This window comes from Streptomyces sp. NPDC015139 (assembly GCF_043079785.1).
Taxonomy (GTDB): domain Bacteria; phylum Actinomycetota; class Actinomycetes; order Streptomycetales; family Streptomycetaceae; genus Streptomyces; species Streptomyces albidocamelliae.
Genome location: NZ_JBIBUW010000017.1, coordinates 11658 through 27578 on the forward strand (window position 1 = coordinate 11658; position 15921 = coordinate 27578).

The 15921-nt window shown below is 71.0% G+C and carries 12 protein-coding genes; 10 read left to right on the forward strand and 2 right to left on the reverse strand.

Annotated features, from left to right (window positions below; translation table 11 throughout):
• Positions 1-109 precede the first annotated feature (109 nt).
• A complete protein-coding gene (locus ACF08B_RS33345) occupies positions 110-1489 on the reverse strand; it encodes a cation:dicarboxylate symporter family transporter (RefSeq protein WP_392320804.1) in 1380 nt (459 codons plus the stop codon).
• Between the two features lie 154 nt (positions 1490-1643).
• Here ACF08B_RS33345 and ACF08B_RS33350 point away from each other — a divergent pair, with 154 nt between their 5' ends.
• From ACF08B_RS33350 to dacB, 7 genes are all read left to right on the forward strand, one after another.
• Positions 1644-3296 carry an ATP-binding protein gene (locus ACF08B_RS33350; protein WP_392320805.1) on the forward strand — a complete coding sequence of 551 codons (1653 nt, stop codon included), beginning with the start codon at positions 1644-1646 and terminating at the stop codon, positions 3294-3296.
• A complete protein-coding gene (locus tag ACF08B_RS33355; RefSeq protein ID WP_392320806.1) occupies positions 3293-3982 on the forward strand; it encodes a response regulator in 690 nt (229 codons plus the stop codon). The genes ACF08B_RS33350 and ACF08B_RS33355 overlap by 4 nt, the downstream gene beginning before the upstream one ends.
• Positions 3983-4115: 133 nt before the next feature.
• The gene (locus ACF08B_RS33360; RefSeq protein ID WP_392320807.1) at positions 4116-5489 is read left to right on the forward strand and encodes an extracellular solute-binding protein; all 1374 of its coding nucleotides are present in this window, start codon (positions 4116-4118) and stop codon (positions 5487-5489) included.
• Positions 5486-6349, forward strand: coding sequence for a carbohydrate ABC transporter permease (locus ACF08B_RS33365; RefSeq protein ID WP_392320808.1), 864 nt, complete (start codon positions 5486-5488; stop codon positions 6347-6349). The genes ACF08B_RS33360 and ACF08B_RS33365 overlap by 4 nt, the downstream gene beginning before the upstream one ends.
• Positions 6349-7176, forward strand: coding sequence for a carbohydrate ABC transporter permease (locus ACF08B_RS33370; RefSeq protein WP_392320809.1), 828 nt, complete (start codon positions 6349-6351; stop codon positions 7174-7176). Before ACF08B_RS33365 ends, ACF08B_RS33370 begins: the two co-directional genes overlap by 1 nt.
• 138 nt (positions 7177-7314) lie before the next feature.
• Positions 7315-8022 (forward strand): XRE family transcriptional regulator, encoded by a 708-nt coding sequence (locus ACF08B_RS33375; RefSeq protein WP_392320810.1) that lies wholly within the window; start codon positions 7315-7317, stop codon positions 8020-8022.
• A 134-nt stretch (positions 8023-8156) separates the two neighbouring features.
• Positions 8157-9767: a D-alanyl-D-alanine carboxypeptidase/D-alanyl-D-alanine-endopeptidase gene (gene dacB, locus ACF08B_RS33380; RefSeq protein ID WP_392320811.1), complete on the forward strand. Its 1611-nt coding sequence runs from the start codon at positions 8157-8159 to the stop codon at positions 9765-9767.
• A 75-nt stretch (positions 9768-9842) separates the two neighbouring features.
• Here dacB and ACF08B_RS33385 read toward each other — a convergent pair whose 3' ends face one another.
• On the reverse strand, positions 9843-10868 hold the full coding sequence (locus ACF08B_RS33385) for an ATP-dependent 6-phosphofructokinase (protein ID WP_392164644.1): 1026 nt from the start codon (positions 10866-10868) through the stop codon (positions 9843-9845).
• A 192-nt stretch (positions 10869-11060) separates the two neighbouring features.
• Between ACF08B_RS33385 and pta the strand changes: the two genes are divergently transcribed.
• From pta to pyk, 3 genes are all read left to right on the forward strand, one after another.
• Positions 11061-13136, forward strand: coding sequence for a phosphate acetyltransferase (gene pta / locus ACF08B_RS33390; RefSeq protein WP_392320812.1), 2076 nt, complete (start codon positions 11061-11063; stop codon positions 13134-13136).
• A 22-nt stretch (positions 13137-13158) separates the two neighbouring features.
• Positions 13159-14367, forward strand: a complete 1209-nt coding sequence (locus ACF08B_RS33395; RefSeq protein ID WP_392320813.1) for an acetate kinase — start codon at positions 13159-13161, stop codon at positions 14365-14367.
• 84 nt (positions 14368-14451) lie between these two features.
• A complete protein-coding gene (gene pyk / locus ACF08B_RS33400) occupies positions 14452-15876 on the forward strand; it encodes a pyruvate kinase (RefSeq protein ID WP_392320814.1) in 1425 nt (474 codons plus the stop codon).
• Positions 15877-15921 lie beyond the last annotated feature (45 nt).

Sequence of the window (15921 nt, forward strand, 5' to 3'; positions counted from 1 at the left end):
CGGGCTCCCCGGGGCGCGAACGACCGGACGCCCGGCCCGGGTTCAGGCGGGGCCGGGCGTCCGGAACCTGGGGGGCGCCGAGATCTACGGGCGCCGGGACCGGTGGAGGCTAGGCCTTGGCCAGCTTCTCTTCCCTCGGCTCGGGGACCGGGGTGACCGTCGACCCGCCCTCGTCGAGCAGCGTCGTCTCGTCGAACGGCAGCTCGCCCGCGAGCACCCGCCGGACACGCGTGTGGTCGATCTCCTTGGTCCAGGTACCCACCAGGACGGTGGCGACCGCGTTCCCGGCGAAGTTGGTCAGGGCACGCGCCTCGCTCATGAACCGGTCGATGCCGACGATCAGGCCGACACCGTCGACCAGCGCGGGCTTGTGCGACTGCAGACCGCCCGCGAGGGTCGCGAGTCCCGCCCCGCTGACGCCCGCCGCGCCCTTGGAGGCCAGCAGCAGGAAGAGCAGCAGCGGGATCTGCTCGCCCACCGACATCGGCGTGCCCAGCGCGTCCGCGACGTACAGCGACGCCATGGTCATGTAGATCATCGTGCCGTCGAGGTTGAAGGAGTAGCCGGTCGGCACGGTGATGCCGACGACCGGCTTGCTCACGCCCAGGTGCTCCATCTTCGCGATCAGCCGCGGCAGCGCGGACTCGGAGGAGGAGGTGGACAGGATCAGCAGGAACTCACGGGCGAGGTACTTGAACAGCGAGAAGACGTTCAGGCCCGCGACGATCCGCAGCAGCGCGCCGAGCACGATGAAGACGAACAGGAAGCAGGTGACGTAGAAGCCGAGCATCAGCACCGCGAGGCTCTTGAGCGCGTCCAGGCCGGCCGAGCCGACCACCGCCGCGATGGCGCCGAAGGCACCGATCGGCGCGGCCCACATGACCATGGCCAGGATGCGGAAGACGAGGCGCTGGATGTGCTCGATGCCGCGCAGCACCGGCTGCCCGGCCGAGCCCATGGCCTGCAGCGCGAATCCGGCGAGCAGGGCCACCAGGAGCGTCTGGAGGACCTGCCCCTCGGTGAACGCGGAGACGAAGGTGAGCGGGATGATCGACAGCACGAAGTCGACGGGCGGCAGCGCGTCGCTGGAGACCTGGGCGTGCCCGGTCTGCTTGAGCGCGTCGGTCAGGTGCAGCCCCTCGCCCGGGTGCAGCACGTTGCCGACGACGAGGCCGATGGCGAGCGCGACGAGCGACATCACGAGGAAGTAGCCGAGGGCGATACCGCCGACGGCGCCGACCTTGGCGGCCTTCCGCACGGAACCGATGCCGAGCACGATGGTGCAGAAGATGATCGGCGAGATCATCATCTTGATCAGGTTCACGAAGCCGGTGCCCAGCGGCTTGAGCTCGACCGCGGCATCCGGCCAGATGAGGCCCACGGCGATGCCGAGCGCGACCGCCACGATGACGGCGATGTACAGGTAATGGGTCCGGTCCCGCTTCACGCGGGGTGCGGCAGGTGCCGTGTCGGGGGTGCTGGCGGCCACGACTGCCCTCCTTGACGTCTTCGTCGGCGAACAACCGGCGTGCGGCTCACGTCCGGGCGTTACGGGGGAATGCCGTGACTATCTCCCGCCCTGTGAGAGCGGTCACCCTTCCGTTCATTTAGTTCACGCTTAACCGGAGAGGCACACTGCTGACATGCGCCCACCCCTCCTCCGCCGACCCCGCAGCCTGGCGGGCCAGCTGTTCGCCATGCAGGCCGTGCTGATCGCGGTGGTCGTCGCCGGGTACGCGCTGTTCACCTACGTCAGCGACCGGCGGCAGGCCGAGGACGCGGCGGTCCGCCAGGTGACGGCGGTCGCCCGCTCGATCGCGGACGCCCCCTCGGTCCGCGAGGCCATCCGCACCCCGGACCCGACGGCCGAGCTGGAGCCCTACGCGCTCCAGGTCATGCGGGACGCGGACGTCGACTTCGTCACGATCATGGATCCGCGGGGCATCCGCTGGACCCATCCCGAGGAGAAGCAGATCGGCAGGCGCTTCCTCGGCCGCATCGACCCCGCCCGGCACGGCCACACCTTCACCGAGACGTACACCGGCACGCTCGGCCCGTCCGTGCGCGCGGTGACCCCGGTGGAGGAGAACGGCAGGGTCATCGGCCTGGTCAGCGCCGGGATCAAGGTGGAGGCGATCAGCGCGCGGGTGCAGGACCAGGTCACGGCCCTGCTCGCGGTGGCCGGCACGACCCTGCTGCTGGGGGCGGTCGGCACCTATGTGATCAACGCCCGGCTGCGCCGGCACACCCACGGCATGAACGCGGCCGAGCTGAGCCGGATGCACGACTACCACCAGGCGGCCCTGCACGCGGTGCGCGAGGGGCTGCTGATGCTGGACGGGCAGTACCGGGTGGCGCTGATCAACGACGGCGGCCGGGAGCTGCTCGGCGTGGACGGGGCGGAGGAGGTGATCGGCCGCTCGGTGGCGGACCTCGGCCTGCCGGCCCCGCTGACGGGCGCCCTGCTGGCCTCCGAGCCGCGCGTGGACGAGGTCCATCTGACGGCGTCCCGGGTCCTGGTCGTGAACACCTCCCCGGTGACCGGCGGCGAGCGGCGCGGCACCGTCGTCACCCTGCGGGACGTCACCGAGCTCCAGTCCCTCATGGGTGAGCTGGACTCCGAGCGGGGGTTCACCCAGGCGCTGCGCTCCCAGGCGCACGAGGCGGCGAACCGGCTGCACACGGTCGTGTCCTTGATCGAGCTGGGCCGCGCCGAGGCGGCCGTGGAGTTCGCGACGGCCGAGCTCGAACTGGCCCAGGCCCTGACCGACCAGGTGGTCGCGGCGGTGAGCGAGCCGGTGCTGGCCGCCCTGCTGCTGGGCAAGACGGCGCAGGCCAACGAGCGGGGCGTGGAGCTGGTGGTGTCGCAGGACAGCCGCCTGGACGACGGTCTGCTCCCGGACAGCGTGTCCGCGCGGGACCTGGTGACCATCCTCGGCAACCTGATCGACAACGCCGTGGACGCGGCGCAGGGCAGTGCCGGCGCGCGGGTGACGGTGACGGCGTACGCTACGGCCGCCGAGCTCGTCCTCAGGGTGACGGACTCGGGTCCCGGTCTCGATCCCGCCCATGCCGACCTGGTGTTCCAGCGGGGGTTCTCGACGAAGCCGGCCGGGCCCGGCGGCCGGGGTCTCGGGCTGGCCCTGGTCCGGCAGGCGGTGTCCCGCCACGAGGGCACACTGACGGTGGCGGAGTCCGACCGGGAGGGTGAGGGCGGAGCGGTGTTCGAGGTGCGGCTGCCGTTGCGCACGGCCGGAGCCGGTGCCTCCCCGGCGCGGGAAGGCGGCGCGGCATGAGCGACGGGCAGCCGATCAGAGTGCTGGTGGTGGAGGACGACCCGGTCGCTGCCGACGCGCACGTGATGTACGTGGGCCGGGTGCCGGGCTTCGTCGCCGTCGGCAAGGCGCACACGGGCGCGGAGGCCCGCCGGGTCCTGGACCGCACCCCGGTGGACCTGCTGCTGCTGGACCTGCACCTGCCGGACGCGCACGGCCTGCAGTTCGCCCGCTCCCTGCGCGCGGCCGGGCATCACGCGGACGTCATAGCGGTGACCTCGGCCCGGGACCTGGCGGTGGTCCGCGAGGGTGTCTCCCTGGGTGTCGTCCAGTACGTTCTCAAGCCCTTCACCTTCGCCACGCTCCGCGACCGGCTGGTCCGCTACGCCGAGTTCCGCGCGTCCGTCGGCGAGGCGAGCGGCCAGGACGAGGTCGACCGCGCCCTGGCGGTGCTCCGCTCCCCCGCCCCGGCGGCCCTGCCGAAGGGGCTGAGCGGGCCGACGCTGGAGCGGGTGACGGGCACCCTGCGGGAGGCGGCCGAGGGACTCACGGCGGCGGCCGCGGCCGAGGCCGTCGGGATCTCCCGGATCACGGCCCGCCGCTACCTGGAGCACCTGGTCGACACGGGCCGGGCCGGCCGGAGCCCGCTGTACGGGCAGGTGGGCCGGCCCGAGCTGGTGTACCGGTGGGTGCCCCAGGGTCGGTGAGACACAGGACCGGCCGGACACTGACGCACCGTCACCAGCCAATGCGTGCAGGCTCATTGACCTGACCGGACCACCGCTCTTACCTTCACACGGCAGCAATCTCCGCGCCACCCCCACGTGTGCTCAGGAGGTCATGCCCGTGCGCCCCACCGCCGCTTACTCCGCCCTCCTCACCGCCGCCCTCACCGCGACCGCCCTCACCGCGTGCAGCCCGGGATCCGGCAGCAGCCCCGACACCGTGAAGGTGTCGTACAAGCAGTCGACCGACAACTCCGTCAAGGTGATGGACACCTACCTCGCCGGCATCAAGAAGCAGTTCGAGAGCAAGTACCCCGGCAAGAAGGTGGAGTTCGTCCCCATCAAGGCCCCCGACTCGGAGTACTACACCAAGCTCCAGCAGATGCTGAGGTCACCGCGGACGGCACCGGACCTCGTCTACGAGGACACCTTCCTCATCAACTCCGACATCACCAGCGGCTATCTGAAGCCGCTCGACGTGTACCTCGCCAAGTGGCCGGACTGGAACCGGTTCATCGGCACGGCGAAGGCGGCGGCCAAGGGCGAGGACGGGAAGACGTACGGCGTCCCCGACGGCACCGACACCCGCGGGCTCTGGTTCGACAAGCGCGTCTTCGCGAAGGCCGGCCTGCCCGCCGACTGGCAGCCGAAGAACTGGGACGAGGTGCTCACCGCCGCCCGGACCATCAAGAGGAAGGTCCCCGGCGTCACCCCGATCAACGTCTACACCGGCAAGCCCGCCGGCGAGGCCGCCACCATGCAGGGCTTCGAGATGCTGCTCTACGGCACGGGCGACGGGAGGACGGACCCGCTGTACGACGCCGGGAGCAAGAAGTGGATCGCGGGCGGCCGGGGTTTCAGGGACGCGCTCGGATTCGTCGAGACGGTGTACAAGGAGAAGCTCGGCCCGGACGTCTCCGACGCCCTCGACCCCAACTTCGCCACCGCCGTGCGCGGTGAGCTGCTGCCCGAGGGCAAGCTCGGCATCGACCTCGACGGCTCCTGGCTGCCGCAGGACTGGCTGCCGGGCAGCGGGCACGAGTGGCCGGACTGGTCGAAGCGGCTCGGACTGGCCGCCATGCCGACCCAGGCCGGCCAGGCGCCCGGCAGGGTGAGCATGTCCGGCGGCTGGACCTGGGCCATTCCCGCCAAGGCCGGCAACCCCGACCTCGCCTTCGACTTCATCCGGACGATGCAGACCAAGGACAACGCCCGGAAGTGGTACATCGCCAACTCCGGCATCGCCGTCCGCGAGGACGTCGCCGACGACCCGGCGTACGCCACCGCGCAGCCCGGTATCGCGTTCTTCACCGAACTGGTGGCGAGCACCCACTACCGGCCGGCGTTCCCCGCGTACCCGAAGGTGTCGACGGCCGTCCAGGAGGCCATGGAGGGCGTGACGACCGGCGACCGGTCGGTGGAGCAGGCGGCCGACGACTACGACGCCACACTGAAGGACGTCACCGGCGGCCGCGTGGTCCGCAGGTGACGGCGCGGCGCCGGGCCGCCCGGGCCCTTCCGCTCACCCCCGCCCTCGTCCTGCTGCTGCTCTTCCTCGCCGGACCGATCGCCTACTGCGCCTACATCGCCTTCACCGACCTCCAGCTGACCGGCCAGGCCCACTCCTCCTTCGTCGGCCTCGCCAACTTCCGCCGGGCGTTCCGGGACGACGCGTTCCTGAACGCCGTGTGGCTGACCCTGGTGTTCACCGTGCTGTCCTCGCTCGTCGGACAGAACACCCTGGGGCTCGCCCTGGCCGCGCTGATGAAGCGTGCCTCGAAGCCCGTCCGCACCCTCACCGGCGGGGTCGTCGTCACGGCCTGGGTGCTGCCCGAGGTGGTCGCGGGGTTCCTGCTCTACGCGTTCTTCCGGCGCGAGGGCACGCTCAACGCCATCCTGGACCAGCTCCATCTCCCGCGGCAGAACTGGCTGTTCACGCTGCCCGTCCTCGCCGTGTCGTTCGCCAACGTGTGGCGCGGCACGGCCTTCTCCATGCTCGTGTACTCCGCCGCCCTCGACGGGATACCCGCCGAGATCACGGAGGCGGCCGAGGTGGACGGGGCCGGCGGATGGCGCCGGATGTGGCACGTCACGCTGCCGATGATCCGCCGGTCCATCGGCACCAACCTCATGCTCAACACGCTGCAGACGCTGTCCGTCTTCGGCCTGATCTGGGTGATGACCCGGGGCGGCCCCGGAGACCGCAGCCAGACCCTGCCGCTGTACATGTACGAACAGGCCTTCCAGAACAGCATGATCGGCTACGGCACCGCCGTGGCCCTGCTCCTGCTGCTCGTCGGCTCCCTGTTCTCCGTCGTCTACCTGCGGCTGCTGCGGACGGAGGTCTGATGCCCCGCAAGCGCGCCTCCCGGCGGCTCGCCGCCGACGTCTCGCTCCTCGCCGCGGCCGTCGCCTTCGCGCTGCCCCTCGCCTGGGTGCTGCTGTCGTCCGTGGACCCGCACGCCGGCCTGCGGGTCAGGGTCCCGGACGGGCTCACCCTGGCGAACTTCGACGCGATCCTCACCCCGGACATCACGTACACCCCGCTGCTGAACAGCCTGCTCCTGTGCGGGGGCGCCACCGCGCTGACCGTCGCCTGTGCCGCGCTCGCGGCCTACCCGCTCTCCCGGTTCCGGTCCCGGCTGAACCGGCCGTTCCTGCTGACGATCCTGTTCGCGACGAGCCTGCCGATCACGGCGATCATGGTGCCGGTGTACGCGCTGTTCGTCCGGGTGAACCTGATCGACACCCTCCAGGGCACGATCCTCTTCTTCGCCGCCTCCCAGCTGCCCTTCGCCATCTGGCTGATGAAGAACTTCATGGACGGAGTGCCGAGGGAACTGGAGGAGGCGGCGTGGACGGACGGCGCGTCCTCGCTCCAGTCCCTGGTCCGGATCGTGCTGCCGCTGATGGGACCGGGCGTCGCCGTGGTCACCGTCTTCTCGTTCGTGATGATGTGGGGGAACTTCTTCGTCCCGTTCATGCTGCTGCTCACCCCGGACCGGATGCCGGCCTCGGTCAGCATCAACGACTTTTTCGGCAACCGGGGCATGGTGGCCTACGGACAGCTCGCCGCGTTCTCCGTCATCTACTCCGCCCCCGTGATCCTGCTCTACGTGCTGGTGGCCCGCAGACTGGGCGGTGGATTCGCCCTGGGCGGCGCGGTGAAGGGGTGACGCCCGGTAACCGCAGGTGACGGCGGTGACACCGGGTGCCACCGGTCCGGAACCGATCTAGACGTACGAATCCACCAAGGGTGATGTTGGCGGAACAGCCCGTAGTCACGGCCCGGGTGCGCCCCTACCTTGTGCGGAGTGCGCCCACCCTCACCCCGATCCAGCCGGCCCGCTCCTCCGTTCAACGCCCCGGCCGCCCGCAGGCTCCGCGCCGCGCTCGGCATGGGGCCCGAGCACGTCGCCTACGGACTGCGCGTCTCCTACGGACTGCCCTACGTCACCCCCGACCTCGTGACCGCCTGGGAACGCGGAACCGCCGCCCCCGAGAACCCGGAACTCACCGCGCTGGCGGGCGTGTTGTGGTGCTCGCCGGGTGAGCTCCTCGGCCGCCCCCGCACCCTGCGCGAGCACCGCCTCGCCCGGGCCGTCGCCGCGGAGGACGTCGCCCACGCCGTAGGCATGGACCTGCGCGGCTACCTGCGGATGGAGGAGCGCGAGGACTGGCGGGGCAACGAGCGCCAGTCGGCCGCGCTCGCGCGGGTGCTGGACCTCGCCCTGCCGGACTTCGTGTCCGTCACGGGCCGCGAGGCGAAACTCGCCGATCTGCTGCACAGCGCGGTGACCACCCGCTGGCAGGCCTACGTCCGGCCGGTGACGAAGCTGGCCCCGGTCGACCGCAACGTCCTGGAGGAGGTCCTCCAGGAACTGCACCAGGACTACCAGGGCCACATGGCCGCCACCCTCAGCTGGGGCGGCGGTACGCGCGGTGCCAGCGAGTCCGGACGGGACTTCCTCGACCGGATCGTCGACAACTTCTGGGCGGGCGTCGAGAGCAGAACGCCGTAGGGACCGCGCCGCAGGGACATCGCCGTCACCCGGACGGGTGAGCCAGTGCGCGCGTCAGCGCGGCCGCCGGGACGCTGGGCACCAGGAGACGGGTGTCCCGATCCCGTCCGGGAGCAGGGAACGGCGGGCGGCGCATGGCGGGAAGCGGACGAGGCCGTGGGGCGTGGCGGCGGGGCCTGGCCGCGGGGCTGTGCCTGTGCCTGCCCCTCCTGCTGACGGGTGCCTGCACCGGCACCCTCGGGACCCAGGCACGCGCGGACGGCACCCCGATCGATCCACGCATCCAGCAGATCATGGACAAACCGGTCTACCGGCACGGGCAGTTCGGCCTGCTGGTCGTCGACCCGGCGACCGGCCGCACGGTCACCTCGCTCAACCCTGAGCGGCTGTTCGTCCCCGGGTCGACGACGAAGCTGTTCACCGTGTCGAGCGCCTGGGACACCTTCGGCGGTGGCCACCGCACCACCACCCCGGTGTACGCGCGGGGCCGGGTCACCGACGGCGCCCTCGACGGGAACCTCGTGCTGGTCGCCTCGGGCGATCTGACGATGGGCGGCCGGACCAAGCCGAACGGCACCCTCGACTACCGGCCCGTGGACCACACCTACGCCGACGCCCTGCCCGGCCTCGCCCAGCTCACCCCGGAGAACCCGCTCGCCGGCCTGGACGAGATGGCCAGGCAGGTACGCGCCCACGGGATCACGCACGTCCGGGGCGACGTGGTGGTCGACAACCGGCTGTTCGCCCCGGACCCGGCGCTCACCACCGATCCGGACCCGATGATCGTCAACGACAACCTGATCGACATCCTGAGCACCCCGACGACTCCCGGTGAGCGGGCCTCCTTCACCTGGCGTCCGCGGACCGCGCGGAACTCGGTGAGGTACCGGGTCACCACCGTCGCCGAGGGCAAGCCCACCGCCATCACGGCGACGACGGGGACGGACGGCGTCATCACGGTGTCCGGGACCCTGGCGGCCGACGCCAAGCCATGGCTGGTCACCACGCCGATCGCGGATCCGGCGGCGTTCGCGCGCACCGCGTTCATCGAGGCCCTGGAGCGCGCCGGGGTCACCGTGGACGCCACCGCGACCGGACCCGACCCGGCGCCCCCGGCCGGAACCCCGGGCGGCGATCCGGTGGCCAGGCTGGTCTCCGTGCCGTTCGAGCAGGAGGCCACGCTCATCCTCAAGGTCAGCCACAACCTGGGCGCCGATCTGATGGTCTGCCTGCTCGCCGTCCGGCGGGGCAGCCGGAACTGCCAGGACGGCTTCGCCTCGATCAAGGCGTTCAACGACAAGGTGGGGGTCGATCCGGCCCAGGCCTCGCAGGCCGACGGGGAGGGCGGGGTGCCCGGCGACGCGTTCACCCCGCGCGCCTACATGCCGCTGCTGACGTACTGGCTGAAGGGGCCCGACGCCACGCGGTTCCGCGAGGCGCTGCCGGTCCTGGGCGTCAGCGGCGACCTGGCCCTGTTCGGCGCGGACAACCCGGCCAGGGGCAAGGTGTTCGCGAAGACCGGGACCCGCGCCGACGGGAACGACCTCACCGGGCAGGTGCTGGTCGCCTCCCGGGCGATGGCCGGCTACCTGGACGCCGGCGGCGGCCGGTACCGCCTGTTCGCCGTGGTCTTCAACGACTCCATGGCCGCGACGGCGGACGACGTCCTCTCCGTGGCCGAGGACATCGCCCGGATCTCCGCGCTGCTCCAGCAGGACGCGGCCGGCGCGGGCAGCAGCCCCTGAGCCGTGCGGAGGGCATGGCGGCCCGAGCCGGGGTGACGCCCGTACGGCCCGGCGGGGTCCGGGACGGGGAACGGTCTAGAAGACCGACTCCGCCTCGTCCATGCGGTCCTTCGGCACCGTCTTCAGCTCGGTGACGGCCTCGGCGAGCGGCACCATCACGATGTCGGTGCCGCGCAGCGCGGTCATCCGGCCGAACTGGCCGCGGTGCGCGGCCTCGACGGCGTGCCAGCCGAAACGGGTGGCGAGGACGCGGTCGTAGGCGGTGGGTACGCCGCCGCGCTGGACGTGACCGAGGATGACCGGCTTGGCCTCCGTGCCGAGGCGCCGCTCCAGCTCGTACGCCAGCGCGGTGCCGATGCCCTGGAAGCGCTCGTGGCCGTACTGGTCGATCTCGCCCTTGCCGTAGTCCATGGAGCCCTCTGCGGGGTGCGCGCCCTCGGCGACGCAGACCACGGCGAACTTCTTGCCGCGGGCGAAGCGTTCCTCGACCATCTTGACCAGGTCGGCGGGGTCGAAGGGGCGCTCGGGCAGGCAGATGCCGTGGGCGCCGGCGGCCATGCCGGACTCCAGGGCGATCCAGCCGGCGTGCCGGCCCATGACCTCGACGACCATCACCCGCTGGTGGGACTCGGCGGTGGTCTTCAGGCGGTCCATCGCCTCGGTGGCCACGCCGACGGCGGTGTCGAAGCCGAAGGTGCGGTCGGTGGAGGAGATGTCGTTGTCGATGGTCTTCGGGACGCCGACGACCGGGAGACCGGCGTCGGAGAGCATGCGGGCCGCGGTCAGCGTGCCCTCGCCGCCGATCGGGATCAGCGCGTCGATGCCGAACTCCTCGACCATGTCGGTGGCCCGCTCGCAGGCCTCGCGCAGCCGGTCGCGCTCCAGGCGGGAGGAGCCGAGGATGGTGCCGCCGCGGGCGAGGATGCCGCTGACCGCGTCCAGGTCGAGGGCACGGTAGTGGCGGTCGAGCAGACCCCGGTAGCCGTCCTCGAAGCCGATGACCTCGTCGCCGTACTGCGCGACCGCCCGGTGCACGACGGACCGGATCACGGCGTTCAGGCCGGGGCAGTCGCCGCCTGCGGTGAGAACTCCGATGCGCATCGTGCTGTGTCTCCTGCTCGCTGTGGGTACCGGTGAGCCGGATTCGATTCTTTCACGTCCGTCGGGGCGGTGAAGTCCTGACGGGCGCCTTAACCGGCACCAGGGGTATTGTCAAGAGGGATCTGCTCACCTCGGTGGGCAGTTTTTGTGCCGAGGACGCGACCCACCAGACATGAGGAACGGAGTGGACACGTGACGCGCAGCGTGTACGTGACCGGGATCGACCGCGGTGACGGCCGCCAGGTAGTGGAACTGGGGGTCATGGAACTCCTCACCCGGCAGGTCGACCGGGTGGGCGTCTTCCGTCCGCTCGTCCACGACGGTCCCGATCGGCTGTTCGAGTTGCTGCGGTCCCGGTACCGCCTCTCGCAGGACCCCGCGACCGTCTACGGCATGGACTACCAGGAGGCGTCCGCGCTCCAGGCCGAGCAGGGCAGCGACGAGCTGGTGTCCACGCTGGTGGACCGCTTCCACCGGGTCGCCCGCGACTACGACGTCGTCCTCGTCCTCGGCACCGACTACGCCGACACCCAGTTCCCCGACGAACTGTCCCTCAACGCCCGCCTCGCCAACGAGTTCGGCGCCTCCGTCATCCCGGTGGTGGGCGGCCGCGGGCAGAGCACCGAGTCGGTCCTCGCCGAGACCCGCAACGCCTTCCGCGCCTACGACGGCCTCGGCTGCGACGTCCTCGCCATGGTCACCAACCGGGTCGCCCGCGAGGACCGCGACGAGATCGCCCAGCGGCTCGCGAACCGGCTCCCGGTGCCCTGCTGGGTCGTCCCCGACGAGCCCGCGCTGTCCGCGCCGACGGTCGCGCAGATCGGCCAGGCCCTCGGCGCGAAGGTGCTGCTCGGCGACGAGTCGGGCCTGGCGCGGGACGCCCTCGGCTTCGTCTTCGGCGGCGCGATGCTGCCGAACTTCCTGGGCGCCCTGACCCCCGGCTGCCTGGTCGTCACCCCCGGCGACCGCGCCGACCTGGTCGTCGGCTCGCTGGCCGCCCACAGCGCCGGCACCCCGCCGATAGCCGGCGTGCTCCTCACCCTGAACGAGGTGCCGAGCGACGAGATCCTCACCCTCGCCGCCCGCCTCGCCCCCGGCACCCCCGTGCTCTCGGTGGCCGGCAACTCGTTCCCCACCGCCGAGCAGCTGTTCTCCCTGGAGGGCAAGCTGAACGCGGCCACCCCGCGCAAGGCCGAGACCGCGCTCGGTCTGTTCGAGCGGTACGCCGACACCGCCGACCTGGCCCGCCGGGTCTCGGCGCCGAGCAGCGACCGCGTCACGCCGATGATGTTCGAGCACAAGCTGCTGGAGCAGGCCCGCGCCGACCGGCGGCGGGTCGTCCTGCCGGAGGGCACCGAGGAGCGGGTGCTGCACGCGGCCGAGGTGCTGCTGCGCCGGGGCGTGTGCGACCTGACCCTGCTCGGGCCGGTCGACCAGATCCGCAAGAAGGCCGCCGACCTCGGCATCGACCTGGGCGACACCCAGCTGATCGACCCGGCCGCCTCCGAACTGCGTGACACCTTCGCCGGGAAGTACGCGGCACTGCGCGCCCACAAGGGCGTCACGGTCGAACTCGCCTACGACGTCGTCTCCGACGTCAACTACTTCGGCACCCTGATGGTCGAGGAGGGGCTGGCCGACGGCATGGTGTCCGGCTCGGTGCACTCCACGGCGGCGACCATCCGCCCGGCCTTCGAGATCATCAAGACGAAGCCGGAGTCGTCCATCGTCTCGTCCGTCTTCTTCATGTGCCTGGCCGACAAGGTGCTCGTGTACGGCGACTGCGCGGTCAACCCGGACCCCGACGCCGAGCAACTGGCGGACATCGCCGTCCAGTCGGCCGGTACGGCGGCGCGGTTCGGCGTCGAGCCGCGGATCGCGATGCTGTCGTACTCCACCGGCACGTCCGGCTCGGGCGCCGACGTCGAGAAGGTGCGCGACGCCACCGAGCTGGCCCGTTCGCGGCGCCCGGACCTGAAGATCGAGGGGCCGATCCAGTACGACGCGGCCGTGGAGCCGTCCGTCGCCGCCACCAAGCTGCCGGGCTCCGAGGTCGCCGGCCAGGCCAGCGTGCTGATCTTCCCGGACCTCAACACCGGCAACAACACCTACAAGGCCGTGCAGCGCTCGGCCGGCGCGATCGCGGTCGGCCCCGTCCTGCAGGGTCTGCGCAAGCCGGTCAACGACCTGTCCCGCGGCGCGCTCGTGCAGGACATCGTCAACACCGTCGCCATCACGGCGATCCAGGCCCAGACGCCCGCCACCTGAGCACAGAAAGCACCCCGACACCGTGACCGCGACCCGTGTCCTCGTCCTCAACTCCGGCTCCTCGTCGGTGAAGTACCAGTTGCTCGACATGCGCGACCGGAGCCGGCTGGCCGCCGGTCTGGTGGAGCGGATCGGCGAGCAGACCTCCCGGCTCAAGCACACCTGCCTGGCCACGGGCGACACCCGTGAGCAGACCGGACCGATCGCCGACCACGACGCCGCCCTCAAGGCGGTCGCCGAGGAGCTGGGCCGTGACGGGCTCGGCCTGGACTCGCCGGACCTGGCCGCGATCGGCCACCGGGTGGTGCACGGCGGGATGTTCTTCACCGAGCCCACCGTCGTCGACGACCAGGTGCTCACCGAGATCGAGCGGCTGATCCCGGTCGCCCCGCTGCACAACCCGGCGAACCTCACCGGCATCCGCACCGCGCGGGCGCTGCGCCCCGACCTGCCCCAGGTCGCCGTCTTCGACACCGCGTTCCACACGACGATGCCGGAGTCCGCGGCGCGCTACGCGATCGACCCGAAGATCGCCGACCGGCACCGCATCCGCCGCTACGGCTTCCACGGCACCTCGCACGCCTACGTCTCCCGGGAGACCGCGCGGCTGCTGGGCAAGGAGCCGTCCGAGGTGAACGTCATCGTGCTGCACCTGGGCAACGGCGCCTCGGCGTCCGCGGTACAGGGGGGCCGGTGCGTGGACACCTCGATGGGGCTGACGCCCTTGGAGGGGCTGGTGATGGGTACGCGATCCGGTGATCTGGATCCGGCCGTCATCTTCCATTTGGCACGTGTTGGCGGAATGTCCATGGACGAGATCGACACTCTCCTCAACAAGAGGAGCGGTCTGTTCGGTCTCTGCGGGGACAACGACATGCGGGAGATCCGCCGGCGGATCGACGAGGGCGACGAAGAGGCCCGGCTCGCCTTCGACATTTACATTCACCGGCTCAAGAAGTACATCGGCGCCTATTTCGCCGTACTCGGGAACGTGGACGCGGTGGCCTTCACGGCGGGCGTCGGCGAGAACGCGGCGCCGGTGCGGGAGGCCGCGATCACGGGCCTGGAGGGGCTCGGAGCGGCGGTCGACCCGGAACTGAACGCCGTGCGCGGCGACGGACCGCGGCTGATTTCCCCGGCGTCCGCGCGGGTGGCCGTGGCCGTGGTGCCGACGGACGAGGAACTGGAGATCGCGACCCAGACCTACGCACTGGTCGGAAAGAACAACTGAATAGCACCTGAGCGGTGTGGCACTCATTTGTATCTTCCGCCAGACGGAATATTCCGTAGCGAAACAAACCGATAGGATCGCCCCATGCGCCGTTCGAAAATCGTCTGTACTCTCGGCCCCGCGGTCGACACCCACGAGATGCTCGTCGCCATGATCGAGGCGGGCATGAATGTAGCCCGGTTCAATTTCAGCCACGGCACCCACGCCGAGCACCAGGCGCGGTACGACCGCGTCCGTGCCGCCTCCAAGGAGACCGGCCGGGCCATCGGTGTCCTCGCCGACCTCCAGGGCCCGAAGATCCGCCTGGAGACCTTCGCGGAGGGTCCGGTCGAGCTCGAGCGCGGTGACGAGTTCGTCATCACGACCGAGGACGTGCCCGGCGACAAGCACATCTGCGGTACGACGTACAAGGGGCTGCCGGGCGACGTCTCGCGCGGCGACCAGGTCCTCATCAACGACGGCAACGTCGAGCTGAAGGTCCTGGACGTCGAGGGCCCCCGGGTGAAGACGATCGTCATCGAGGGCGGTGTCGTCTCCGACCACAAGGGCATCAACCTGCCCGGCGCGGCCGTCAACGTGCCCGCGCTGAGCGAGAAGGACATCGAGGACCTGCGCTTCGCCCTCCGGATGGGCTGCGACCTGGTCGCGCTGTCCTTCGTCCGGGACGCCAAGGACGTCCAGGACGTGCACCGCGTCATGGACGAGGAGGGCCGGCGGGTCCCCGTCATCGCCAAGGTGGAGAAGCCGCAGGCGGTGGAGAACATGGAGGACGTCGTGATGGCGTTCGACGGCGTGATGGTCGCGCGTGGCGACCTCGCCGTCGAGTACCCGCTCGAGAAGGTCCCCATGGTGCAGAAGCGCCTGATCGAGCTGTGCCGGCGCAATGCCAAGCCGGTGATCGTGGCGACCCAGATGATGGAGTCGATGATCACCAACTCCCGTCCGACCCGCGCCGAGGCCTCCGACGTGGCCAACGCGATCCTGGACGGCGCCGACGCGGTCATGCTCTCGGCCGAGTCGAGCGTGGGCGCGTACCCGATCGAGACGGTCCGGACGATGTCGAAGATCGTCCGTGCGGCCGAGCAGGAGCTCCTCTCCAAGGGCCTGCAGCCGCTGGTCCCGGGCAAGAAGCCGCGGACGCAGGGCGGTTCGGTGGCCCGTGCGGCCGCCGAGATCGCCGACTTCCTCGGCGGCAAGGGCCTGATCGCCTTCACCCAGTCCGGTGACACCGCGCGCCGCCTCTCCCGCTACCGCGCGTGCCAGCCGATCATCGCCTTCACCACGGACGAGTCCACCCGCAACCAGCTCACCCTGAGCTGGGGCGTCGAGTCGCACGTCGTGCCGTTCGTGAACACCACCGACGAGATGGTCGACCTGGTGGACCAGGAGATCGCCAAGCTGAGCCGGTTCGACTCGGGCGACACGGTCATCATCACCGCCGGCTCGCCCCCCGGCGTCCCCGGCACCACCAACATGCTCCGCGTGCACCACATCGGCGGCAGCAACTGACGAGCCCCGCAAGGGCTTTGAACGGCACTGAGGGCGCCCCCCGCG

Excerpts from the sequence above, each read along its gene's own strand:
- ACF08B_RS33360 (WP_392320807.1), top strand. The coding sequence starts at position 4,116 with ATGCCCGTGCGCCCCACCGCCGCTTACTCCGCCCTCCTCACCGCCGCC.
- dacB (WP_392320811.1), top strand. The coding sequence starts at position 8,157 with ATGGCGGGAAGCGGACGAGGCCGTGGGGCGTGGCGGCGGGGCCTGGCC.
- ACF08B_RS33355 (WP_392320806.1), top strand. The coding sequence starts at position 3,293 with ATGAGCGACGGGCAGCCGATCAGAGTGCTGGTGGTGGAGGACGACCCG.
- ACF08B_RS33350 (WP_392320805.1), top strand. The coding sequence starts at position 1,644 with ATGCGCCCACCCCTCCTCCGCCGACCCCGCAGCCTGGCGGGCCAGCTG.
- ACF08B_RS33370 (WP_392320809.1), top strand. The coding sequence starts at position 6,349 with ATGCCCCGCAAGCGCGCCTCCCGGCGGCTCGCCGCCGACGTCTCGCTC.
- pyk (WP_392320814.1), top strand. The coding sequence starts at position 14,452 with ATGCGCCGTTCGAAAATCGTCTGTACTCTCGGCCCCGCGGTCGACACC.
- ACF08B_RS33385 (WP_392164644.1), bottom strand. The coding sequence starts at position 10,868 with ATGCGCATCGGAGTTCTCACCGCAGGCGGCGACTGCCCCGGCCTGAAC.